General features: G+C 71.3%; 20 protein-coding genes. 9 read left to right on the top strand and 11 right to left on the bottom strand.

Going from position 1 to position 23,790, the window contains the following annotated elements; genetic code table 11:
* Positions 1–124 precede the first annotated feature (124 nt).
* The 4 genes from ACQP2E_RS22145 to ACQP2E_RS22130 all read right to left on the bottom strand — a co-directional run bounded on the left by ACQP2E_RS22145 (position 125) and on the right by ACQP2E_RS22130 (position 3,032).
* Positions 125–436 (bottom strand): hypothetical protein, encoded by a 312-nt coding sequence (locus ACQP2E_RS22145; RefSeq protein ID WP_433824843.1) that lies wholly within the window; start codon positions 434–436, stop codon positions 125–127.
* A 96-nt stretch (positions 437–532) separates the two neighbouring features.
* Positions 533–943, bottom strand: coding sequence for a VOC family protein (locus ACQP2E_RS22140; RefSeq protein WP_433824842.1), 411 nt, complete (start codon positions 941–943; stop codon positions 533–535).
* A gap of 10 nt (positions 944–953) precedes the next feature.
* Positions 954–1,328, bottom strand: coding sequence for a helix-turn-helix transcriptional regulator (locus ACQP2E_RS22135; RefSeq protein ID WP_433834000.1), 375 nt, complete (start codon positions 1,326–1,328; stop codon positions 954–956).
* A gap of 81 nt (positions 1,329–1,409) precedes the next feature.
* Complete coding sequence (locus tag ACQP2E_RS22130; protein WP_433824841.1) at positions 1,410–3,032, bottom strand: diguanylate cyclase domain-containing protein; 1,623 nt, start codon at positions 3,030–3,032, stop codon at positions 1,410–1,412.
* Positions 3,033–3,116: 84 nt separating this feature from the next.
* Between ACQP2E_RS22130 and ACQP2E_RS22125 the strand changes: the two genes are divergently transcribed.
* Both ACQP2E_RS22125 and ACQP2E_RS22120 read left to right on the top strand, forming a co-directional pair.
* The gene (locus tag ACQP2E_RS22125) at positions 3,117–4,310 is read left to right on the top strand and encodes an MFS transporter (RefSeq protein ID WP_433824840.1); all 1,194 of its coding nucleotides are present in this window, start codon (positions 3,117–3,119) and stop codon (positions 4,308–4,310) included.
* Between the two features lie 89 nt (positions 4,311–4,399).
* A complete protein-coding gene (locus ACQP2E_RS22120; protein ID WP_433824839.1) occupies positions 4,400–5,473 on the top strand; it encodes an endo-1,4-beta-xylanase in 1,074 nt (357 codons plus the stop codon).
* Here the strand turns inward: ACQP2E_RS22120 and ACQP2E_RS22115 are convergent.
* Positions 5,459–6,841 carry a diguanylate cyclase domain-containing protein gene (locus ACQP2E_RS22115; protein WP_433824838.1) on the bottom strand — a complete coding sequence of 461 codons (1,383 nt, stop codon included), beginning with the start codon at positions 6,839–6,841 and terminating at the stop codon, positions 5,459–5,461. The two genes, ACQP2E_RS22120 and ACQP2E_RS22115, sit on opposite strands and share 15 nt — an antisense overlap.
* 1 nt (position 6,842) lies before the next feature.
* A complete protein-coding gene (locus ACQP2E_RS22110) occupies positions 6,843–8,018 on the bottom strand; it encodes an FIST signal transduction protein (RefSeq protein ID WP_433824837.1) in 1,176 nt (391 codons plus the stop codon).
* 81 nt (positions 8,019–8,099) lie between these two features.
* On the opposite strand from ACQP2E_RS22110, the gene ACQP2E_RS22105 reads away from it, so the two are divergent.
* The 5 genes from ACQP2E_RS22105 to ACQP2E_RS22085 are packed head-to-tail and all read left to right on the top strand — an operon-like array spanning position 8,100 to position 11,579.
* Positions 8,100–8,750: a uridine kinase family protein gene (locus ACQP2E_RS22105; RefSeq protein WP_433824836.1), complete on the top strand. Its 651-nt coding sequence runs from the start codon at positions 8,100–8,102 to the stop codon at positions 8,748–8,750.
* Positions 8,747–9,259 (top strand): DUF4362 domain-containing protein, encoded by a 513-nt coding sequence (locus ACQP2E_RS22100; RefSeq protein ID WP_433824835.1) that lies wholly within the window; start codon positions 8,747–8,749, stop codon positions 9,257–9,259. Before ACQP2E_RS22105 ends, ACQP2E_RS22100 begins: the two co-directional genes overlap by 4 nt.
* 3 nt (positions 9,260–9,262) lie before the next feature.
* Entirely contained in the window at positions 9,263–9,550 is a 288-nt protein-coding gene (locus tag ACQP2E_RS22095) for a hypothetical protein (protein ID WP_433824834.1), read from the top strand.
* Positions 9,551–9,561: 11 nt separating this feature from the next.
* The gene (locus ACQP2E_RS22090; RefSeq protein WP_433824833.1) at positions 9,562–10,146 is read left to right on the top strand and encodes an HAD family hydrolase; all 585 of its coding nucleotides are present in this window, start codon (positions 9,562–9,564) and stop codon (positions 10,144–10,146) included.
* Positions 10,143–11,579: a hypothetical protein gene (locus tag ACQP2E_RS22085; protein ID WP_433824832.1), complete on the top strand. Its 1,437-nt coding sequence runs from the start codon at positions 10,143–10,145 to the stop codon at positions 11,577–11,579. The genes ACQP2E_RS22090 and ACQP2E_RS22085 overlap by 4 nt, the downstream gene beginning before the upstream one ends.
* A gap of 551 nt (positions 11,580–12,130) precedes the next feature.
* Here ACQP2E_RS22085 and ACQP2E_RS22080 read toward each other — a convergent pair.
* Both ACQP2E_RS22080 and ACQP2E_RS22075 read right to left on the bottom strand, forming a co-directional pair.
* Positions 12,131–13,993, bottom strand: coding sequence for a rhamnogalacturonan lyase (locus ACQP2E_RS22080; protein ID WP_433824831.1), 1,863 nt, complete (start codon positions 13,991–13,993; stop codon positions 12,131–12,133).
* Positions 13,994–14,083: 90 nt separating this feature from the next.
* Positions 14,084–15,580 (bottom strand): diguanylate cyclase domain-containing protein, encoded by a 1,497-nt coding sequence (locus tag ACQP2E_RS22075; RefSeq protein ID WP_433824830.1) that lies wholly within the window; start codon positions 15,578–15,580, stop codon positions 14,084–14,086.
* A gap of 99 nt (positions 15,581–15,679) precedes the next feature.
* Here ACQP2E_RS22075 and ACQP2E_RS22070 point away from each other — a divergent pair, with 99 nt between their 5' ends.
* Positions 15,680–16,846: an acyl-CoA dehydrogenase family protein gene (locus tag ACQP2E_RS22070; protein ID WP_433824829.1), complete on the top strand. Its 1,167-nt coding sequence runs from the start codon at positions 15,680–15,682 to the stop codon at positions 16,844–16,846.
* A 1,255-nt stretch (positions 16,847–18,101) separates the two neighbouring features.
* Positions 18,102–18,515, top strand: coding sequence for a VOC family protein (locus ACQP2E_RS22065; protein ID WP_433824828.1), 414 nt, complete (start codon positions 18,102–18,104; stop codon positions 18,513–18,515).
* 444 nt (positions 18,516–18,959) lie between these two features.
* On the opposite strand, the gene ACQP2E_RS22060 is transcribed toward ACQP2E_RS22065, so the two are convergent.
* The 3 genes from ACQP2E_RS22060 to ACQP2E_RS22050 all read right to left on the bottom strand — a co-directional run bounded on the left by ACQP2E_RS22060 (position 18,960) and on the right by ACQP2E_RS22050 (position 23,788).
* Positions 18,960–19,628 (bottom strand): GNAT family N-acetyltransferase, encoded by a 669-nt coding sequence (locus tag ACQP2E_RS22060; protein ID WP_433824827.1) that lies wholly within the window; start codon positions 19,626–19,628, stop codon positions 18,960–18,962.
* Between the two features lie 121 nt (positions 19,629–19,749).
* Positions 19,750–22,806, bottom strand: a complete 3,057-nt coding sequence (locus tag ACQP2E_RS22055) for a putative bifunctional diguanylate cyclase/phosphodiesterase (RefSeq protein WP_433824826.1) — start codon at positions 22,804–22,806, stop codon at positions 19,750–19,752.
* 73 nt (positions 22,807–22,879) lie between these two features.
* On the bottom strand, positions 22,880–23,788 hold the full coding sequence (locus ACQP2E_RS22050) for a 5'-3' exonuclease (protein ID WP_433824825.1): 909 nt from the start codon (positions 23,786–23,788) through the stop codon (positions 22,880–22,882).
* Between the last annotated feature and the right edge of the window lie 2 nt (positions 23,789–23,790).

Here is a 23,790-nt window from a genome sequence, read left to right as displayed (position 1 = left end):
GTCTGGCGCGCCAGCGCCGGACTTATCGCCTTTATGGGCTTCAGATTTGTGGGCTTCGGATTTACGGGCTTCAGGCGGGAGTGTCTTCGTCTACCCGGGTGCTGCCATCGAAGGACCCGGCGTCTCACGCGATTTCGCGGACGGCGCCGGTGGTGCGCTCGTAGACGAACGCCCGCAACGGCTGCGCTGAGACCGGCGCGACGCTGGTCGCCGCGAAACCGGCGGACCGGCCGCCGGCGCCGGCAAGAGCACCACCGGTCACCACCGGCGCGACGGCGGCGCCGTGGTCGGCCATCCGGACGGCCGCCGTGCTGCCGGCGGTGCCGAGCACGAACGCCGCGGCCATCGCCGCGCCGCGCAGGCGCCAGCTGATCGGCGCCACGGCGACGGTGGAGGAGGACTGGGTCTGCGGGAGGCGGATCGCGATGTCGGTCATGAGAACTACTGTCGGCCCTGCTCTTGGCCCTGACCCATGAGCGATCTGTGCGGTTCCTGTGAGCGCCGGCCGGAGAACACCGGCCCGGCACCACCGTTACTTCTTCTTCTGGTTGATCCGGATCATGTTGCCGGCCGGGTCCCGGAAGGCGCAGTCCCGCACCCCGTACGGCTGGTCGATCGGCTCCTGCAGCACCTCGCCGCCGGCCGAGCGAACCTTCTCGAACGCGCCGTCGACATCCGCGGTGGTGAAGATGACGCCCCGCAGCAAACCCTTGGCCATCAGCTCGGCCAGGGTGTCCCGGTCGGCGGGTGACGCGTTCGGGTCGGCCAGCGGCGGCTCCAGGACGATCTCCACGTCCTGGCCGGGCGCGCCGAGAGTGATCCAGCGCATGCCCTCGAACCCGACGTCGTTGCGGACCTCCAGGCCCAGCGCGTCGCGGTAGAAGGAGAGCGCCTTGTCGTGGTCGTCGACGGCGATGAACGTCTGCGCGATGGTGACTGTCATGCGTTCCACGCTACGGACGGGAAGCGCGGCCGGCTTCTCCGTTCCTGACCGGTCGCGTGTAAATCTTGGCGTAGCAGGCCGGGATCGCCGCGCCGGCCTCGTGCCCACGGGCCCGGTACGCGCTGGGACTCTCCCCGACGAGCTCGGTGAACCGGCTGCTGAACGATCCGAGCGAGGTACAGCCGACGGCGAAGCACACCTCGGTCACCGACAGGTCGCCGCGCCGCAGCAGCGCCTTCGCCCGCTCGATGCGGCGGGTCATCAGGTAGCTGTACGGCGTCTCACCGAACGCGGCCCGGAAACTGCGGGAGAAGTGACCGGCCGACATCAGGGCCTCGCGCGCCAGCGCCGGGACGTCCAGCGGCTCGGCGTAGTCACGGTCCATCCGGTCCCGGACACGACGCAACCGGACCAGGTCGTCGAGGGTCACCCCGAAACCATCGCACACATTTCCGTACGCACGAAGTCAGCCGGCGCGCTGCAGAGCCTGCGCCGCCTCGCTGGCCTGGACCCCCGCCAAGGCCGGCGTATAGCTGCGCCAGCAGCCCTTGCCGGCACGTTTCGCGGCATACATGGCGATGTCCGCGTCGCGCAGCAGCGTCTCGATGTCCGCGTCCGGTCCCGCCGTGGCCGCGCCGATGCTCGCGTTCGCCCTGGTCATCGCGCCGTCGCCGACCGGCAGCGGGGTTTCCAGGGAGCGCAGGACGCGGCGCGCGGTGTGTTCGGCGGCGGCCGCGTCGCAGTCGCGCAGCAGCACCGCGAACTCGTCGCCGCCGAGCCGGGCCACCAGGTCGTTGCCGCGTACCGATTCGGTCAGCCGGTGTGCCACCCCGGTGAGCAGGGCGTCGCCGGCGGGGTGACCGAGGGTGTCGTTGACGGCTTTGAAGCCGTCCAGGTCGATCAGGAGCAGCGAGACCGTGCCCGGCTCGTGGCCGTCCAGCGCCTCGGCCATCTCCTCCTGCAGGTGGGTACGGTTCGCCAGCCCGGTGAGGCCGTCGGTGTTCGCCTGGTGCCGCAGCCGGATCTCGTGCTCGCGCAGTTCGGCGAGGGTGTGGTCGAGTTCCTTGATCAGCCGGGTGTTGTCGTGGAAGGCGACCAGCTGCCGCCCGGCGACCAGCGCGATGATCACGCCGAGACCGGCGATGACACCCCAGAGGCGGCTCTTCTCGACGTTCTGCAGGTTGTTGTCGCCGCTTCTGCCGAGCAGCACCACCAGGGCGGTGAAGACGACCACGATCGAGCCGTAGGGGAGCAGGCTGTACGGCTTGCGGCGCTTGGCGCCGAACGCGGTCTGGTCGAACCGGGCGATGATCTCTTGGGTACGGGGACCGGCGGCGATCAGCAGCGACGGAAGGAACCGGATCGCGAAGACGTACGCGGGAAGTGTGACCGCGCTGCCCGGGGCGAGAAAGAAGCCGACGCTGTTGAAGGCGCTCGAGACGACCATCGGCAGAACGGCGGCCTTGTGCATCGGCGCGTTGCCGTTGAGGCTCATCTTGGCGGAGGCGAAGGCGGCGGTGAGGATGACGCCGCCGGCCGCGAGGTTGGCGATCAGATCACCTGTCGAGCCCCTCGTGTCCGCCGTGAAACACCACGCCACGACCGCGCCACCGACCATCACGGTGGCCGAGTCGAGCCAGAACGCGAGCCGTTCCCGGCCGGAGCGCTGCGGATGCGGGTGGGCCAGCATCGCGATGACCACCGCGCTGAGGCCGATCCCGAAGCAGGCGGTCTGCACGGAGCCGCCGTTGGTCAGCCCCTGGCCGCCGTTGAGCAGCACGGTGATCGTCTGGGTGGTGTCGCCGATGACGAAGAGCACGCCGGCCCCGGTCAGGACACGCCAGAACCGCTTGGTGGGCCCGGTCGCGACCCGGGAGACCTGCCACGACGAGTACGCGAGCAACACGTCGAGCGGCACCTGGAACGCCCAGTAGACGCGTACCTGGGACTCGGTGTGCCCGGCGAGGGTGAACAGCAGGATCACCGCGAGGATGGTCCACCAGGTGGCCGCGGTCAGCAGAGGGTCATGGCGCAGCGCGGGCGCGATGATCTCGCGGCGCCGCTCCGCGGCCTTCGATGACCTTTCCACTCTTGCGTTATCGGCCGCTGCCGGGACGCTTTGAGGTTTAGGGGGATGTGTACACGCGTACATATCGTATGTACGATCGTACGCATGTCCGTCCCCACCCGTACCGCGCCGACGCGCGAGGCGCGACTGGCCCGCATGGCCGTCGCGCTGGTGTTCCTCACCAACGGCGCGCTCTACGCGAACGTCGTACCCCGGTTTCCGCAGCTCAAGGCGGAACTCGGCCTGACCAACGCCGCTCTCGGATCGGCGATCGCGGCGATGCCGCTCGGCGCGCTGATCGCCGGGTTGTTCGCCGCCACGATCATCCGGCGGTTCCGGTCGGCGCGGGTCGCGTCGCTCGGCATCGTCCTGCTCGCGGTGCTGGTGCTGCTCGTCGCGTTCGCGCCGAATGTCTGGGTGCTCGGCGCGGTGTTCTTCGCGGCGGGCGCGCTGGACGCGATCGTGGACGTGGCGCAGAACGCGCACGGTCTGCGGGTGCAGCGGATCTACGGGCGGTCGATCCTGAACTCGCTGCACGGGTTGTGGAGCGTCGGGGCGGTCCTGGGCGGGCTGATGGGGTCGGCGGCGGCTGGGCTGGCACTCTCGCTGCCACTGCATCTGACGATATCTGCGGTTATTTTTAGCTTTGTCGCTCTTTTTGCCCTGAAATTCATGCTGCCTGGACCGGATGGGGCGGTCGTCACCTCCGAGGCCCCCGCCAAGAAGGGCTCTTACTCCGCACATGCCGTGCGGATGCTCGCCGTTCTCGGCCTGCTGGCCGCCTGCGGCGCTCTCGTCGAGGACGCCGGCTCCTCCTGGGGCGCGCTCTACCTGCGCAACGAGCTGCTCACCAGCGCCGCCGTGGCCGGCCTCGCGTTCGTCGCGCTCCAGGTCGCGATGACCATCGGCCGGCTGACCGGCGACCGCGTTGTCGACCGGTTCGGCCAGCGGACCGTGGTGCGCGCCGGTGGCGCGATCGCCGCGCTCGGCATGGGCCTCGCTCTGGCGTTCCCGTCGGTGCCGGCCACGCTGATCGGTTTCGCTCTCGCCGGTCTCGGTACGGCGACCCTGGTGCCCGCCGCGATGCACAGCGCCGACGAACTGCCCGGCCTGCCGGAGGGCGCCGGCCTGACCGTGTCGAGCTGGCTGCTGCGGGCCGGATTCCTGCTGTCGGCGCCGCTGGTCGGTGCGATCGCCGACCTGTCCAGCCTGCGGATCGGCCTGCTGACCGTGGTCGCGGCCGGTCTGATCACCGTGGTGTCCGCGCGAGTTCTGGTGAACCGGGTGGGAGAGCACTGATCAACTTCGATTGACGGCGGGGGCACCGACGCCTAACTTACGACACAGCTCCGTAAGTTTCGTCGCTCCGGCCCACCGAAGGAGTTCGTGTGAGAAAGGCACTGATGGCCGTCCTCGCCACGGCCGCCGTACTCATCCCCGCCACCCCACCCGCCCAGGCTCACGACCGATCGCTGCGGGACGCCGCGCCCCGATACTTGCGGATCGGCTCCGCGGTTGCCGGCGGCGGACACCACGTCGACCAGCCCTACCCGGACCCGTTCCCGAACGATCGTGCGTACCGCAAGGTCCTGGCCCGCGAGTTCAGCTCGGTCTCGCCGGAGAACCAGATGAAGTGGGAGTTCATCCACCCCGGCCGCGACGAGTACAACTTCGGCCCGGCCGACGCGATCGTCGCCTTCGCCCGCAAGAACGGCCAGGTCGTCCGCGGCCACACCCTGCTGTGGCACAGCCAGAACCCGGACTGGCTCGCCGAGGGCACGTTCACCAAGGCCGAGCTCCGGAAGATCCTGCGGGATCACATCGTCACCGTGGTCGGCCACTACCGCGGCAAGATTCAGCAGTGGGACGTCGCCAACGAGATCTTCAACGAGAACGGTGAGTACCGGCAGGAGAACATCTTCATCCGGGAGCTCGGGCCGGGCATCGTCGCCGACGCGTTCCGCTGGGCGCACCAGGCCGACCCGCGCGCGCAGCTGTTCCTCAACGACTACGGGGTCGATTGGCCGGGGGTGAAGGTCGACGCGTACCACGCGCTCGCCCAGCAGCTTCTCGCCGCGCGGGTGCCGCTGCACGGTTTCGCCTCGCAGGCGCACCTGAGCATGCGGTACGGCGCTCCCGACCAGCTCGCGAGCGTGCTGCAACGGTTCGACGACCTCGGGCTGCACACCGCGATCACCGAGCTGGACGTGCGGATGGACCTCCCCGCCACCGGGGTGCCCACCGCTGACCAGCTGGCGACGCAGGCGGTCTACTACAAGACCGTGCTCGACGCCTGCCTCGCCGTCGCCGGGTGCAACTCGTTCACCCTCTGGGGATTCACCGACAAGTACTCCTGGGTGCCGGTGTTCTTCCCCGCCGAGGGCGCGGCCACGGTGATGTGGGACGACTTCGGCAAGAAGCCGGCCTACTACACGCTGCTGCGCACGCTAGCTCGCGCGTAGCAGGTCATCGGTGCGCATCCGGGGGTCGTACGCCCGGCAGGTGCCGGGCCGGGACCGCTTGGCCCGGTACATCGCCAGGTCCGCGTCCTCCAGCAGCTCCTCGGCGGTCCGGACCCCGTCGCTGTACGCGATCCCGACGCTGGCCCGGGTGCGCACCATCCGTCCGGAAATGGCGAACGGCTGGGATATCGAGTCGATCACCCGCTGAGCGATCTCCACCGCTTGCTCGGTGCCGGTGATCGGCTCGAGTAGCACCGCGAACTCGTCACCGCCGAACCGGGCGGCCATGTCCGAGTCCCGGATCGCGCCGCGGATCCGGTCGGCGACCCCGCGCAGCAGCTCGTCGCCGACGCTGTGCCCCAGGGTGTCGTTGACCTGCTTGAACAGGTCCAGGTCGAGGTAGAGCAGCGCGGCCGGCCCGGTGTTGACGACCTGTTCGACGCGGGTCAGGAAGAGCTTGCGGTTCGGCAGCCGGGTCAGCGGGTCATGGTGCGCCTCGTGCACCGCGGCCTGGGTGTGCGCGCCGGTCAGCGCGAGGCTGGCCTGCTCCGCGAACGCCTCCAGGATCTCCGCACCGTCCCCGGCGATGACGAAGGCGCCGGCGTACTCCTCCCCGATCTTGACCGGGGCGGCGAGGACCGGGCCGCCGGTGACCGGCCCTTTCCCGGCGAGGGCCTGATCGGCGGCGGCGATCAGCACCTCGTTGCGGACGTCGGTGCCCCGGCTCATCGACGCGACGGTGAGAGCCGCGCCGTCCCGCAGCACCAGCGCCGTCGTCGCCCCGGCCAGCAGCGACCGCGCCCCGTCGGTGATCGCGTCCAGGGTCTCGTCGACAGGCGTACGCGGATTCACCATCCTCTGCACGCGCAGCAACGTCTCCAGCAGCCGCTCCCGGCGCTCCAGTGCTTCCAGCAGCTCCAGACGCGACGCGGCCTCCCGCTCCCGTTCGCGGCGCAGCTCCCGCTCGGTCTCCAGGGTGCGCAGCCCGCGCAGGGCCAGGCCCAGCACCCGGGCCATGCCCTGGAGCATCTGCCGCTCCTCGGGGTCGAACGCGTCGCCGGCCCGGGCCACCAGGATGCGGTCGCCGGTGTCCCGGTCCAGCGGGTGCACGGTCAGGTGCATCGGGCCGAGACCCGGGAAGTCCGCGATGTCGTCGCCGGCCGGCAACCCGGTGAACAACGCCACGTCGGGGGACCGGCCCAGCCCCACCGAGGCCGGCACGGCGTCGCCGCAGACCACCGCGGCCAGCTCGGCGTCGGTGGCCTCGGCCGCGCGCTGCACCGCGATCCGGGTCGCCGCGGCGATGTCGCCGGCCCGGGTGATCGCGCTGAAGAACTCGGTGAGCTGCAGCGAGGACCAGCCGGGCATGTCAGCTCACCGCGAGCGCGGCCACGGACAGGTGGTGCATGCCCTTCGCGTTGGCACGGCGGACGATCTCACCGTTGGAGAAGAAGCCGCTGTACGGAACCGGCTTGAGCACGTCGCGTACCCGCTCGCCGGCCAGGTCGACGCCGTCACCGCCGAGCGCGATCAGGCGTACCGAGCAGTCGAAGACCAGCACGCCGAGCGCGTCCCGGCCGAGTTCGCCGATCGCCTCGCGGGTGGCGACGGCAGCCGCGTCGACGACGTTCTCCCGGTCGCCCTCCATGAACCAGACCATCGCGCCCTCCGGCGTGTCGGCCAGCCCGGAGATCGACCGCTCGGCCGGGTCCGCCTCGAAGATGATCCGGATGTCCTCGCCGGTGCGCCGGGCCAGCCCGAGCGGGCGTACCGCCGCGAACGTGAGGAACGCCGCCGGGTCGTCGCCGAGGCCGGGCGCGGCGCCGGTACGCCGCAGGTAGGTGTCGAGCGCCGGCTCCCCGTCCAGCTCGTAGATCTTGCCGCCCTCGCTACGGGTAACCACCATCGGCTCACCGATCTTGTGCCAGCCGTGTGCCAGGCCGACCCCGAGCGGGGACGGGGAGCCCAGGGCGGCGCCGAGGACAGCGTTCGGGAGCACGCGTACCGTCGCGCCGTCGCTGACGAAGCTGACCGTGCCGGTCTGTGTCAGGTCGTCGGCCGCGCACCCCCCGACCAGCGGCACCCCGGCACCGGCCACCGAATAGGCGCCACGGACCATCTCCTGCTGGTCGCCGCTGCGCCCGTCACCGAGCAGCAGCACCACCCGGTGCTCGGCGTCGATGTCGTCGAGGCTGGAGGCGGCGGTCACCCCGGCTTCGTAGAGGTCCATGCTGTCGTGCTCGATCGCGCGTACCGAAGCGGTGAAACCGGGACCGCCCAGAGCGGTCACGACGACGCCGCTGCCACGGCCGTCGCTGGTGAACTCGCCCGCCGTGGAACAGCCGATCATCAGCACGTCGCCGCCGGCCGCCGCGTGCACCGCCTCGGCCATGGCCTGGGTCGAGTGCCGCAGCGCGGCGAAGACGAGCAGCAGCGTGGGTTGCCGCCCGGCGATCGCCTCCCGGCACGCCTGCGCGCCGGCCTCGGCGGGGTCCTCCAGAAGGCTGCGCCCGACACCGAACCAGCGCTCATCCACGTTGTGCATCTCGGGTCCCTCTCCGCGTCTCTCTCCGGGTGGGTGCATCGGCACCCTTCGCGAAAACCTGAGCGTTGGTACGGTCCAAGGGTGAAACTTGGCCCGGACGAACCACTCGCAGGGCCCTGGCAGGAGCTGACGCCGATCGATTTCGCGGCGTCGGTGCAGGCCGCGGCGGGGTCACCGGCCGGGCGCCCGCGCCTGATCGCCGTGGATGGCCGGAGCGGCAGCGGCAAATCGACCCTCGCGGGCCGGCTGCGCGAGCTGACGCCGGGCTCGGCGGTCGTGCACACCGACGACGTGGCCTGGTGGCATTCCCGGTTCGGCTGGGCACCGTTGATGATCTCCGGCGTGCTGGACCCGCTGCACGCCGGTCTCGGGGTGCGGTTCCGGCCACCGGCCTGGGAGCAGCGCGGCCGCGAGGGGTTCATCGAGGTGCCGGCCGGCTGCTCCGCCGTCTTCGTCGAAGGCGTCGGCGCGTCCCGCCGCGAGCTGCTGCCGCTGCTCGACGCCGCGATCTGGGTGCAGTCCGATTTCGCCGAGGCCGAGCGGCGGGGCATTCTTCGCGATGTCGATCGGGACGGGCTCGACCCGGGCACCGCGAAACGGGAGTGGGACGAGTGGATGGCCGAGGAGATCCCGTTCCTGCGCGCCGACCGCCCGTGGGAACGCGCAGGCTTCGTCGTCCGGGGCACCGGTGACGGAACGCCCGGCACGCTCACCACGTCGAAGCGGGCATGAGACGGATCCCGCTGCTGCTCGCCGTGGCCTGCCTGGCCGCGTGCGGTGACGACGCCCCCGCCGCCGCGCCGTATCCACCCGGCGCCTCCTCCTTCTCCGCCTCCTCCTTCTCCGCCTCCTCCTTCTCCGCCTCCTCCTTCTCCGCCTCCTCCTTCTCCGCCTCCTCCTTCTCCGCCTCCTCCTTCTCCGCCGCTGCCGGTGACTGCGGCTCCTTCGACCTCCACCAGGGCGAGGAGGTTCCCGGGGACGCGGTGACCTGCCTGCTCGACGCGTTCACGGCGAAACGGGTGGCCACCCTGAAGGTGACGTCCCCGACCACCGAGGGCGACCCGATCCCGGTCACCTACGCCACCCGCGCCGACGGCCGGATCGACGTCACCACCGACTCCCGGCAGGACAATTTCGGCACCCAGATCATCGAGCGGGTGACCTGCTCGGCCGCCGTGTACTCGGAGGCCGAAGGCGTCGCTGTCAGCGAATGCGGCGAACCACTACGCGTCGAGGAGTGATCGATGCCGTCTCGGGACGACGACCTGGCCGTGCACCTCCCGCACGGGGAGGACGTCTACCGCGACCTGCACACCCACCCCGAACTCGCCCACCCCGAAATCGCCCACTTCGAACTCGGCTTCGCCGAACACCGCACCGCGGCCACGATCGCCGCCACGATCGCCGCCGAACTGACCACGGTCGGCGGATGGGAGATCACCGAGCGGGCCGGCGTCACCGGCGAGGTCGCGGTCCCGCATGACGGCGCCGGCCGGGGCATCCGCAATCCGCTTGCCGTCGTCGCGTCGTAAAGTGTCGACCCATGTCGATTCGCGCGGTCGTCTTCGATGTCGGTGGGGTGCTGTCGGTGGTCCCGCCCGGACCACGGGTGGCCCTCCCGGCCGGCGTCGGCGACGCGACCATGGCGGACGTCTGGGCCGACGGCGAGCTCGGCCGGATCACCGAGACCGACGTGCACACCGCCCTGCGCGACCGGCTGGGCCTGTCAGCCGGGCAGGTCACCGACGTGATGGACGAGATCTGGCGGCAGTACCTGGGCGTCGCCAACACCCGGCTGATCGGGTACGCCCGAACCTTACGGCCGGACTACCGGACCGGAATCCTCAGCAACAGCTTCGTCGGCGCCCGGGAACGCGAGCAGCAGCGATACGGGTTCGGTGACCTGGTGGACGATTTGATCTACTCGCACGAGGCAGGCATGAGCAAGCCGGACCCGGCGCTCTGGGCACTCACCTGCCGGCGGATGGGCGCCGAACCGGGCGAGATCGTGTTCGTCGACGACTCCCCGGAACTGGTCCGGCAGGCGCGGGAGTTCGGGCTACGGGCAGTGCGTTTCACCGAGACGGAGCAGGCCATCGCCGAGATCGACGGGTGGCTGGGCCGATGAGCGGGTTCGAGCCGCGGTTCGTCAGTTACTGCCAGTACCAGATCTTCACCGGCGAGGGCGGCGACGGCCTGGAGATCTACACGGCCGGCGACGAATTGCTGCACGTCGGCGGCCCGGACGAGTGCACCGCGTTCACCGGCCTGCACACCGGAACCGTGCAGATGCGCATCGAGGCCTTCCCGTCCGAGCCGCCGCTGCTCTCCGGCGACGACTGGGACGCGGCCTCGGAGACCACGCTCTGGTGCCCCACGGGGTCACTGACCGTGAACGGCCTGATGTCCGACGATCACACCGACGTGCCCCTTGCGGTGCCCGGACTGGCGAGGGTACGCGTATACGCCCGCAACCGTATCCACGACGGACTCCGTACCGACGCCGACCCGGCCGAGCAGCACGAGCTGCACGTCTGGCCGGCGTCCGAGGAGACCGCCCTGCGAACGATCGTCGGCGACGGCACCCGGAGCACCTGGTCCCCGAAACCCGCCCACGCCGCCACCTGGGCCATGTCCCGCCTCCTGGACACCGGCCCGGCCGATCCGGGCTCGTCGCGGGTGGCGGTCGTGCGGTGCCGCGCGGTGGCGCCGGGCGGGCGCTGGTCGCCGCCACCGACGATCTTCGCCGGCGACCTGGAGATCCAGTTGCGTGCGGCCGGCGACGACAGGTGGACGTTCACATGGGCGCTCGCCGACCGGCCCATCTCCCCGTCGCCCGCGGCAGCACTGCCGGACGCGGCGCCGAGCACGGTCCGGGCGGTCGTCGAGGAGGACGGGACGCTGACCGTGCGGCACGAGGGCGTACCCGGTCATCAGGCCGTGCTGCTCGGCCTGATCTGGGACTACCTGATCGACCTGCCCACCGGCGTCCCGGTCGCCTGGGAACAACCGATGCGTGCCAAAGCGGCCGAAGCCACCCGGCGGGCCGCGAAGAAGCAGCGCGAGCGCGCCGAACGGGAGATGGCGGCCTGGGGTGGTACCCCGCCGACCGAGCGGCTGCGCGGTGTACGAGCACGCGCGAAAGCCCTGGCCACACTGGACCGCCCGCTGCTGGACCACCTGGAACGACTGCCGCCGGAGCGCCAGCGCGAGGTAGCCTGCTGGGCCGCCCGCCGAGCCATGCAGACCGCCGGCCTGGACCGTGTCGGCTGGATAGCCGCAGCCCTGGAGGCGGTGGAGTCCGGAGATCCGTTGCCCGCCGCCTTCACCGACCACGGCGAAGCCTTCCGGCGGCTCCTGGAGGACCCGGAGGTGCCCCAGACGATCCTCGACGTCCGCGGCGCGTCCTCCCGGATGCTGCACCAGGCGGTGGCGTTCCCCGCCCTGCTGGCCCTGACCGAGGACGACCCCCTCGCCGCGGCGATAGAGGCGATCTGGACAGCGGCGGCCGCCCACGGCAACGACTTCCCGACATTCCTGGCAGCCGCCCACCACGCCTGACACCCGCCGCCAGCCGGCGATTCGCAGGCCCGCCTGGTCCCGGCCCCGCGCCGAGCCACTGGATACGACGTCACGGAGGGGCTGCGCCCGCGAACCGCTGCCCGGGCGTAGACCCGGGCACACGGTGTCGTCACATGCACCCTGCCTCACCCTGCCGGCTGGCTCTCAGCGCTGTCACGGGACCGTTTTCACAGTGCTGAGCGACAGCCGGCCCCCGGCCAACCGGCTGTCGCTCACGGCGGTCGGCTGTCGCTTACGGCGGTCGGCTGTCACGTGCGACTGCCGGCTGTCACGCAGGGCGGCCGTGGTGTTCAGCCGGGCGGGGCTGGCTGTCGCGTGCGGCTGCTGGCTGTCACGTATGGCGGCCGTGGTGTTCAGCCGGGCGGGGCTGGCTGAACACCACGGCCGCTGGGGAGGGTGACCGTGCACCGGTCGCGATGGTCGCGCAGCGGCCGGGAGTGGGCAGGGGGTCGCGGTGGACTCTCGAATACGCCGTTGATGCGTTTGTTGAGGGCGGTTACGCGTATCAAAGAAAAGAAGCGCAACCGCCGTCAGCGAACGTAGATGGTGGGCTGGGGCGGGGTGGTCATGCCGTTGCCGAGGAAGAAGCTCGGGTGCGGCGGCTGGTTGTAGGCGGTGTTCTGCCAGGCGATCGCGGTGCGGTACTGCGCGTCGTGCATCAGCGTGTGGATGCGGCGGTCCGTGGGCGCCGGGGTGCTGTAGATGCGCAGCGCCGACGAGTCGGACAGGCGCCAGACGATCTCCTCGCGCCAGTCGCCCAGGATGTCGCCGGAGAGTGCCGGGGTCTGCTTCGTGGTGTTGTTGGACGCCACGCCTGACGCGGTGAGCAGACGGGTGTCGCCGCTGGTGCCGTATTTGTCCACCCGGGTGGCGTCCACCAGCTCGCGGACCGGGTCGGCGTCCCACCAGGCCAGGAAGTTGGTGGAGGAGGGTTTGCGGCCTACGTTCTGCCCGGCCGTGTTGGAGAGGCCGTCCACCGATGACGACCAGGCCTCGGCTCCGGCGCTTCCGGCATGGACGTCGCCGGCCACCGCGCGGCCGTTGTCGCAGCCGCAGGAGGCGTGCGACCAGATGATCGCGCCTGTCCTGGCATCCAGCATCGCGTCGGTCGGCTGGGTGGTGCTCTCCGACGGGCGGTACACCTCAAGCCCGGCGCGGGCCGGGATCAGGTCGCCGACGTGCAGGGAGTCGCCGTGGCCGAGGCCGGTACGCCACATCAGGGTGCCGTTGTCGTTGATCGCCGCAGCGCCGTAGATGATCTCGTCCTTGCCGTCCTGATCGGCGTCGGCGATGGACAGCTGGTGGTTGCCCTGGCCGTAGGCGCCGGTGTTGCTGGTACCCGAGTCGTAGGTCCAGCGGCTGGTCAAGGTTCCGTTGCGGAAGTCCCAGGCGGCGACGACAGCCCGGGTGTAGTAACCACGGGCCATGATCAGCGAGGGGCGGACGCCGTCCAGGTACGCGGTTCCGGCCAGGAAACGGTCGACCCGGTTGCCGTAGGAGTCGCCCCACGACGAGACCGTTCCGCGGGCCGGGGTGTAGTTGACCGTCGACAGCGCCGCGCCGGTCTGGCCGCTGAACATGGTCAGGTACTCCGGGCCGGACAGGATGTACCCGGAGGAGTTGCGGTGGTCGGCGGTGGACGAGCCGATCACCGTGCCGGTGCCGTCGACAGTGGCGTCGGCCGTCTTCATGGCGACCTCGGCCTTGCCGTCGCCGTCGTAGTCGTAGACCTGGAACTGGGTGTAGTGGGCGCCGGCCCGGATGTTGCGGCCCAGGTCGATGCGCCACAGCCGCTGGCCCTGCAGGGTGTACGCGTCGACGAGGACGTTGCCGGTGACACCGGATTGGGAGTTGTCCTTGGAGTTGGACGGGTCCCACTTGAGGACGATCTCGTAATCGCCGTCGCCGTCGAGGTCACCGACCGAGGCGTCGTTGGCGGAATAGGTGAAACCGGAACCGGCGGCCGGCACCGACAGCGGCACGTCGAGATAGCCGCTGCCGAAGGAGAGCGAGGTGCCTGACGCCGCCTGCTCGACGCCGTCGACCACGGCACGGACCGTGTAGGAGACGCCGGCTGCCGCCCCGGAATCCAGGTAGTTCGTCGAGTTGGTGATCGGCGTGGCGGTGATCTTGGTGCCGGCCCGGTAGACGTTGAAGCCGGTGGTGGAGGCCTCGGTGCCGAGCAGCCGCCAGGAAACCAGGTTGGCGGATCCGGAGCGGACACTGATCAGGCCGCGGTCGAGGTCCTCCATCTGCCGGCCGGCCTCGGCGAGGGCGGGCACGCCGTTCGCGGCCGGAGCGTCGGCAGCCGATGCGGGGATCATCGAGATGCCGACGAGCAGGGCCGGGACGGCTATACCGCCGGCTAAGACGAGGAGACGCCTTCGTTGCATGGTGGGTCCTTCCCTGGGGATGAGGATCGGCGGCGGGGGACCACCGATCCATTCCAGTAGATGCGACACCACATCGATGACAACAGATTTTTAGGCGGCGATTTCCAGCGATTCCTGCCAGACCGCCCACCGGGTCGACGGGCCGAGGCCCTTGGCCTTGTACATCGCCAGGTCGGCGCGGTGCACCAGCTCGTCGTGGTTCAGCTCGCCCGGGGCGGACACCGCGACACCGACGCTCGCGGCCAGGTTGATCAGCCGGCCGTGCACGGCGACGGGGCCCAGCGCGGCGGCGATCCGCCCCGCTACGTCGTACGCCTGCTGGGGTGACGTGAGGTCGGAGAGGACGACGGCGAATTCGTCACCGCCGAGACGGGCCGGCAGGCCCGGCGAGGGCACGCTGCGGCGCAGCACCTCGGCGAACTCGATGAGAACGAGGTCGCCGGACTTGTGCCCGAGCGTGTCGTTGATCTCCTTGAAGCTGTTCATGTCGATCACCAGGATCGCCGAGTGCAGGCCGGAGCGTGCACCCCGGGCGAGACCCTTGTAGGACGTGGCCCGGAACCGGCTGCGGTTGGCGAGCCCGGTCAGCCCGTCGGTGAGCGCCTGCTCGTCGGACTCCCGCTGCACGAGGGTCTGCCGGAACAGCACGAGCGCGCTGATCGCGGCGCCACCGAGGGCGAGCCCGCCCCACGGGGAGAACGTTCCGGACTTCACGGCGGCGTCGAGCATCAGGGCGTGCGCGACCACGACCGCGAGAAAGGGCAGGAACCGGCCGATCCGGACCGGGCTGAACACGAAACCGTTCGAGACCCGCGACCGGCTCTGCTCCACGGCGGCCGCGGCGAGCAGCGCGTCCGTGGTGATCCACAGGTAGAACTGCCAGGACGACTGCAGGTAGAGCCCGTGCGCGTCCAGGTAGCCGTTCAGCGCGTCGCCCAGGAACAGCACCAGCGTGCCGGCGGTGAGCAGCTGCAACGGGCGGCGCGCGGACTCGTTGGCGCCGCGCAGCAGCGCCCGGGAGACGCTGAACAGCAGCGCCAGGTCACCGATCGGGTAGATCACGGCGCTCACCGCGACGTCCATGGTGAGCCGGTGGCTCTGCAGCAGCGGGTCGACAGCGGTGTACCAGAGCACCATCGAGCCGCCGACCAGCACGGTCATCGCGTCGAGGGCGGTCTTCCAGCCGTCCCGGCGGTTCATCGGGGCGAGCGGGAACCGCTGCAGCGCGATCAGCAGCGCCACCACGAACATCATGTGGATGACGTCGTTGGCGGTCGACGAACCGTCCGGGTCGGCGAGCAGCAGCACCGGCACGCTGATCACCAGGATGGCGAAGCAGCCGGCGACCGCACCCCACGCCTGGCGCAGACGCGGCGCGAGGTGCGGGAGCCGGGCCGCGCGTACCGCCGCGATCAGGCCGAACACACCGAAGCTGAACCGGGCGGCCTCGGCCACCCATTCGTTCACGTCGGTCGCGGCCGCCGATCCGGCCAGCCCGAACATCGCGGCGACATAGAGCAGTCCCAGCGCGAGATAGGAGCCGGACGGCAGGCGTGGCTCCGGCACACGGTTGGTCCAGGTGTGCAAGGTTCCCCCTCCGCCGGTTCTGACCTTCCGCTGATCGGTTCCGGTCATCACCGACTTGAGAAACCCCTCGGTTGCGGAGCTGCACCTTAGGATCGCGGGATGCTCACCCACGATCAGGCGGTCACCACTGCCCACCGGCTCGCCGCTGAACTCGAACCCGGCGCGATCCAGCGCGACCGCGACGGCGCCACGGTGATCCCGCACGACGCCCTGTCCGCCGTCGACTCCTCGGGCCTGCTCGGCATCACGATCCCGGCGGCCGACGGGGGTCCCGGCCTCGGCCCGCGTACCCTCGCCGAGGTCACCCGCATCCTGGCCGCCGCCGACCCGGCGATCGCGCAGGTGCCGCAGGGCCACTTCCTGATGATCGACATCCTGGCCGTGCACGGCTCGCCGCCGGTGCGCAAGGCGCTCTTCGCCGACGTCCTGGCCGGCAAGCGCATCGGCAACGGCCTCGCCGAACGCGGCGGCAAGCATGCGCAAGACCTACGGACGCGGATCACCGACGGCGTTCTGAACGGCGTCAAGTACTACACCACCGGCGCCCTGACCAGCGCCTGGATCGCGGTCAGCGCCCTGAACGAAACCGGTCGCCTGGTCCTGGCCTTCGTCCCCCGCTCAGCTCCGGGCGTCACGGTCGGCACCGACTGGGACGTGATCGGCCAGCGCGCCACCATCAGCGGAACCGCTACTTTCCGTGACGTTCCGGTGTCATCGGTCATCGACTACGCCTCCGCCTACGAAGTCCCGCAACAGCTCGGCGCCCGCGCCCAGCTGGTGCACACCGCCATCGAGGCAGGCATCGCCGGCGCTGCTTTGCGCGACGCCCGGGCGTACCTGCGCTCCACCGCCCGCCCCTCCAGCGAGGCCATCCGCGCAGGTCACGACAGTGCCACCGCCGATCCGCACGTCCGCCACCGATATGGCCGCCTCGCCAGCCGGGTGCGCGCCGCCGAGGCCCTGCTCGCCTCGGCGGCAGCAACCCTCGAGGAGATCGGCCTGGGCCCGGCCTCCCCCGCCGAAGCAGCCCGGGGATCACTCACCGTAGCCGCCGCCAAAGCCTTCGCCAGCGAGATCGCCGTCGAGGCGGGCTCCGAACTCTTCACCCTCTGCGGCACCAGCTCCGCAGCCGCCACATGGGACCTGGACCGCCACTGGCGCAACGCCCGAACCCACAGCATCCACGACCCCATCGACTACAAATACGCCCACATAGCCGCATATGACCTCTCCGACGTCCCCCCACCCAACCACGGCCAGATCTAATTCCTGGGTACGCCCGACGGCCTCCCAACCGCATCACCGTGCCCCCGCCCCGTCCGCCCCTGACGCCCACACCCCGGCGCGCCCCGCCGCCACCCCGGCGCGGCGTCACCCTCACCCCAGCCACCACCCAAGCCCTCCGAAGCCCTCACCGGCAACCACCCGCGTCCGCCCGCCCGCGTCCGCCCGCCCGCGTCCGCCCGCCCGCGTCCGCCCGCCCGCGTCCGCCCGCCCGCGTCCGCCCGCCCGCGTCCGCCCGCCCGCGTCCGCCCGCCCGCGTCCGCCCGCCCGCGTCCGCCCGCCCGCGTCCGCCCGCCCGCGTCCGCCCGCCCGCGTCCGCCCGCCCGCGTCCGCCCGCCCGCGTCCGCCCGCCCGGGTCTGCCGCCCGCGTCCCGGGGCGTCAGCGTCAGCCGGCTGAACGCCACGGTCGCCGTGCGTGACAGCCGGCAGCCCTGAGCGACAGCCGACCCTGAACGGCTGTCGCTCACGGCGCCCGGCTGTCGCTTACGGCGGCGGGCTGTCGCTTACGGCGGCGGGCTGTCGCTCGCGGCGCCCGGCTGTCACGCACGGCTGCCGGCTGTACGGCGTGGCGACCGTGAGCGACAGCCGGCGTCCGCCAGGGACAGCCAGTTCTCGGCGGCTGTCGCGCACGGCTGCCGGCTGTCACGTATGGCGACCGCGAGCGCAAGCCGGCGTCGATGCTCATGTCCGGCTTGTGCTTGTGGTCGTGCTGGGCCTGTTCCAACGACCGTGAGCACAAGCCGCCCGCTCGCAGCAGGCCTGCCGCGTGGCCTGGCCCTGGGCGCACGGTGACCCCGCCCCGGGAGCGCGGTCACCTCGCCCAGGGAGCACGGGCACCTCGCCCAGGGAGCACGGGCACCTCGCCTCGGGAGCGCGGTCACCTCGTTCCGGGCACACGGTGACCCCGCCTTGGGTGGATGGAGTCACACGTAACCGCTGTGTGTGTCCTCGTCCACGTGAAGTCGGCGGACGTGTGCGCTGGTGCCCTGCGCCGAGCGGCAGCCAGCAGCATCGGCCGGCCCGGCCTGGCATGGGGCGCGAGGGAACGCGTGCGAGTGACGCCGACCGCCAACAGGTCGCGGATCAACTCCCGAGCGTCGCGGGCCGCGTCCGGGGCGCCGCGGGCCGCGTTCGGGGCGTCGACTTTCGCGTTCGGGGCGTCGGCTTCCGCGTCCGGGGTCAAACGTGCGCGGTGCTGGGGCGGCGGGATGTCGTAGGGGAGTGGGAGGATGCGGGCATGGCGTTACGGGTGGATCTGACGTTCGACACGGTCGACGCTGAGGCGCTGGCTGAGTTCTGGAAGCTGGCTCTCGGTTACGAGGACGAGCCGCCGCCGGCGCCGTTCGCGACACGGGAGGATTGGGTGGCCTCGTTCGGGGAGCCTGAGGAGGACGAGGGCGGTGGTGCCTGGCTGCAGGATCCAGCGGGTGTCGGGCCTCGGCTCTGCTTCCTGGATGTGCCGGAGGCCAAAGTCGCCAAGAATCGGCTGCACATCGACGTTCGCGTGGGCAAGTCCGCCGACCAGTGGGAACGGATCGTGGCGAAATCCGAGCAGCTCGTCGCGGCGGGCGGGCGGGTGCGGGCGACCTTCGACGGTCATCACATTGTGATGATCGACCCGGAGGGCAACGAGTTCTGTGTCGCCGCCTGACTACCTCGGCAAAGCGCACGCATAACGTCAAAGCGTGTGAAATGGGTGGCCGCGTCGCAGTGGTAACCCAGCCGCTGCCGACTGTTGGCCTGCTCCGCGCTGCCACGCCACCGTGCCCTCGCGCCGCCGGGATTGGCGGGCTGCCGCGCGGGCGGGCTGGCCGGGATTGGTGGGCTGCCGGGATTGGTGGGCTGCCGCGCTGCCGCGCTGCCGCGTGTGCGGGCTGCCGGGACTGGCGCACTGCCGCGTGTGCGGGCTGCCGGGACTGGCGCACTGCCGCGCGGGCGGGCTGCCGGGATTGCCGCGCTGCCGCGCGGGCTGCCGGGATTGGAGGGCTGGCGCGCTGGGGGCTGCCGCGTGAGCGGGCTGGCGGGCTGCCGCGTGAGCGGGTTGGTGGGATTGGCGGGCTGCTGCCTCCGGCCCGGTGGGGCCGGAGGCGGCGGGTCAGGGCGTCGCGGTGTTGCGGAATGTGGAGAACACCACGTCGCCGCTGTGTTCGAAGCCGAGCCGTCCGTAGAGGCGGATCGCGTTCTCGTTGTCGTGGACCGTGTGCAGGAACGGGAGCTCGCCGCGGGCCAGGATGCCGGCGGCGACCGCGAGGGTCAGGCGGGCGCCCAGGCCCTGGCCGCGGAACTCCGGGTCGGTGCAGACCGCGCTCACCTCGGTCCACCCCGGGAGCCGGAAACGCTCGCCGGCCATCGCGATCAGGCGGCCGTCCGGGCCGCGGATGCCCAGGTAACGGCCCAGGTCGATGGTTCGTTTGCGGAACGGGCCGGGCTGGGCGCGGGCGACCAGGTCCAGCATCTCGGGGACGTCGGACTCGGTGAGGACGACCGCGTCCGGGTCGTCGACGCCGGTCATGCTCTGGCCGACCATCTGGACGCCGGCTAGGACCTCGGTGGTCTCCCAGCCGGCGAGCGGGTTGATGGACGGGCCGGTGAGCACCACGGTGTCGGCGATGGTGGACAGGTCGCGCCACCCTGCCGGGTCGGCGGGGTCACGCAGCGCGCCGAACGGCGCGATCTCGGGAGAGTAGCGGGCGGCGTCACCGGCGGCCTCGGCGAAACAGGCCTGCGGCCCGGAGAGGGCGGCCCACACGGGATTGTTCAGCACAGTTGCGACCCTGCCCCTTACCGCGTCACCGCGCCAGTGGATATCCAGGCTTCCACCCGCGCGGGATGCACACTTAATCTGCCGGTTCTGTCAACGATCCGGCAGACAAATGGGCAACGCCTCACCTCGGGGCCGCGAGCGCGGCGAGGCTGGCCGATGCTGCGGCCATGGCGGGGATGTCGGCCGGCCACTGCGGCTTGGCGAACAGGTACCCCTGGCCGTACTGGCAGCCCATGGTGTCGAGGGCGGTGTGCTGGCCGGGCTCCTCGATGCCCTCGGCGACCACGGACAGGTCGAGGTTGCCGGCGAGGGTGACGATGGCGTCGACGAGGGCGTGCTGCTGCCGGCTGTGCAGAATGTCGTCAATGAACGACTTGTCCAGCTTAAGCACGTCTACCGGCATCTGCCGCAAGTAACTGAGCGACGAGTACCCCGTACCGAAGTCGTCGATCGCGACCCGGACCCCGAGGGCGCGCAGCGCCTTGAGGTCGGCGAGCACCTTCTCCGCGTCCCGCAGCACCAGGCTCTCGGTGATCTCCAGGAGCAGCCACTCCGGGCGCGCGCCGGCGTCGGCGAGGGCCTGGCGGACCACGTCGGCGAAATCCGGGCTGCGGAACTGGCGTGGCGACACGTTGACACTGACGTACCGAAGAGTGGTGGACGGCTGGGAGGCGCGCCACTGAGCGAACTGGCGCAGCGCCTCGCGCATCACCCAGGTCCCGATGCCGACGATCGCGCCGCTCTCCTCGGCGGCCTCGATGAAGTGGTACGGCCCGAGCAGCCCGCGAACGGGGTGCTGCCAGCGCACCAGCGCCTCGACACCGGTGATCCGCTGGTCGGCGAGTTCGACGATCGGCTGGTACTGGAGCACGAACTGCTCACCCTCGATCGCCTCGATCAGCTGGGTACGCATCTCCAGGCGCTGCACCATCGCGGTGTGCAGGTCGTTCTGGTACCGCTGCCAGCCGCCCTTGCCGAGGCCCTTGGCCAGGTACAGCGCCAGGTCGGCGTGGCGCAGGAGCTCGGTGGCGCTGGTCGCGTCCAGGTTGGTGGCGACACCGACGCTGGCGGCGCCGTTGACCAGGTGGGTGCCGCCCTCGCCGTCGGCGAGCTCGATCGGCGCGGCCAGCGCGGCGACCAGGCGGGCCGCGACGTCCTCGGCGGCGTCGGCGTTGTGGCTCGGCGCGATCATGACGGCGAACTCGTCGCCGCCCATCCGGGCCGCGGTGCCGCCGGCCCCGATGACCGCGGAGATCCGCTGCGCCACGGTGATCAGCAGCTGGTCGCCGACGGCGTGCCCGAGGGTGTCGTTGATCTCCTTGAAGTCGTCCAGGTCGACGAAGAGCACGCCGAGGGTGGCGTCGCTCAGCGCGGCCAGGGCGAACGCCTGCTCCAGCCGGTTGCGGAACAGCACCCGGTTGGCGAGCCCGGTCAGCGAGTCGTGGTACGCCTGATGGGTCAGGTCGTCCTCGAGCCGGCGCTGCTCGGTCACGTCGCGCATGGTGACCACGAGTCCGCGTACCGTCGGATCCTCTCGGAGATCGCGCATGTCGCACTCGATCTCCACCCGCCGCTCGCCGCGGAGCGCGGCGAGCGCGACGCCCTCGAGGTCGCCGGAGCCGTGCGCGATCCGCGCGATGGCGACCCGGAGAGCGTCCTGGGCGTCCGGAGCGATCAGCGTCGCGAAGACGCCGCCAGTGGGGTCGTCGCACCCGAACAGGGTGCCGGCGGACGGGCTGGCGTACCGGATCGTGCCGTCCTGGTCGAGGATCATGATGACGTCGGCGGCGGACTGGATGAGCGTACGGAAGTAGGCCTCGCTGTCGCGGCGGGTGACCTCCTCGGTGAGTGAGATCCGGTCCAGGACCACCGCGATCTGCGAGCTGAGCGTCTCGATCGAGCCCTGGACGGCGTGCAGCACCGCGTCCGGCGCGCCGAGCACGATGATGCCGTAACGGCCGCCGGGCAGCTGCTGCGGGCAGAAGAGCGTGTTGGCGAAACCGCCGCTGCTGACGTGTTCCGGCAGATCGGCGGCGGCCATCCAGCGCAGCGTGGCATCGGCGTCGCCGGGACGCGGCAGCGCGAGCTGCAGGTGGTACGGCTTGTCGGCGGGCATCAGCCGGCTGACGGCCTCGCGTACCCCGGCGGCCAGTTCGCGCTCGTTGGTGGCGGCGAAGAGCGCGGTGCCGGCCTCGCGCAGAGCACGTTCCCGGGCGCTGGCCTGCCGCTGCGACCAGGCCAGGTCGCCGACCCGGGCCAGGACCAGCAGGAACATCAGGGCGGCGGCGGCCGCGATGACGGGCGCGTCGACGACACCGCCGCGGGTGATCTCGACCTCCTTGCCCTGCGCGTACTCCAGGGCGAGCACGCCGGGGGCGATCAGCGCGGCGGCGCTGAGCCAGAACAGCCGGTTGCGGCCCATGCCGGTCTCGGCGGTACGCGCGGCCGGCTGGGTGAGCATCCCCATCGAGGGGTGCAGGGCCGCGAACGCCATCGAGGAGTAGAAGACGATCCAGCCGAAGTCGACCGGCCCGCCGAGTTCCCAGGCGCTGTTGAGCTGGGACTGGCCGTAGAAGATGTCGGAGATCAGCAGGCCGACCATGGCGACGCCGATGACGCCGACCGCGCGGGGCTTCCGGCCGGAGCCGGTCAGCATCCGCAGGATCATGGCGAGCACCAGGACGTCGCCGAGCGGGTACCCGATCGAGACGATCTTCTCCAGCTCGGACAGCTCGGCCGAGCGGGTGAACGGCGCGATCCAGTACACCCAGGCGAGCAGGCCGAGGCCGACGGTCGGCACCAGCGCGTCGAGCAGCGCGGCCTTGTCACCGCCGCCCGACCGGGCCCGTACGAAGATCAGCAGGCCGCCCGTGAGCAGCGGGTAGACCAGCAGGTAGAACAGGTCGGCCAGGCCGGGGAAGCCCGGCTGCCGGCCCATCGCGAGGACCAGGTTGTACCAGGTGTCGCCGGTGGTGAAGAACGCCAGCGCCGCGCTGATCAGGTACCAGGGCAGCCGGCGGACGGGCCGGTGCAGCCGGACACCGGCCAGCACCATGACGGCGCACGAATATCCGAGCGCCGCCCAGGTGTAGAGGTGCGCGTCCGGGAACACGTAGTAGAGCCCGGTGAGCACCACGACCCAGGCCGCGAAGCACGCGCGAACAACTCGCGTCTGCACAGCGCACTCCGATCGTCAGGCGGCGGGGTTGCCGACACGCGTATCGGAGGGAAAGGCCCTCGACCTGAGGAATTCAGAGAGCCAGGGCGTCCACCAGGCGTCGCGCGGACCCGGCCAGATTCCACCGGTCGGCGAGGGTGAGCAGGGATTTCTCGTCGAGTGGCGACGACGGCAGGCGCGCGTCGAACGACGGCAGCGGCACGTCCAGGACGACCTTGCAGACCGGCAGCGCCCTCGCCAGGTAGTCGCGGGAGACGTCCAGCTTGGTCCGGACACCGGGGGCGAAACCGGCGTCCGGGTCGTCCAGGGCCGCCAGGATCTGCTCGACGCCGCCGTACCGCTCGATCAGGCGGGCCGCGGTCTTCTCGCCGACGCCGGCCACGCCGGGCAGGCCGTCGGAGGCGTCGCCGCGCATCGCCGCGAAGTCCGCGTACCACCGGGCCTCGACGCCGTACTTCGCCATCACCAGGGCCTCGTCGGCATCCTCCAGCTTGGCGACGCCCCGGCCGCAGTAGAGCAGCCGGGTGCCGCGGGCGTCGTCGACGAGCTGGAACAGGTCGCGGTCGCCGGAGACCACCTCGACCGGGGCCGGCTGGGTCGCGGCGAGGGTGCCGAGCACGTCGTCGGCCTCGTAACCGGGCACCCCGAACGCCGGGATGCCGATCGCGGCGAGGACCTCGAGCAGCACCGGGACCTGCTTCTCCAGCGACGACGGCACCTCCTCGACGTCGCCGTGCGCGACCCGGTGCTGCTTGTAGCTCGGCACCAGCTCGACCCGCCAGGCCGGGCGCCAGTCCGCGTCCAGCGCGCAGACCAGCCGATCCGGACGCCGGGTCCGGATCAGCTGGGCGAGCATGTCGAGGAAGCCCCGGATCGCGTTGACCGGCTCGCCGGCCGCGGTCTGCGCCGCCTTCTCGGGAATGCCGTGGAAGGCCCGGAAGTACAGGCTCGGGGCGTCGACGGCCAGCAGAGGTTGACTCACGC

Origin of the sequence: Actinoplanes sp. CA-015351, assembly GCF_050955685.1 — a bacterium.
In the GTDB taxonomy this organism is placed as follows: Bacteria; Actinomycetota; Actinomycetes; order Mycobacteriales; family Micromonosporaceae; genus Actinoplanes.
This window is presented reverse-complemented; position numbering and strand designations above follow the sequence as displayed.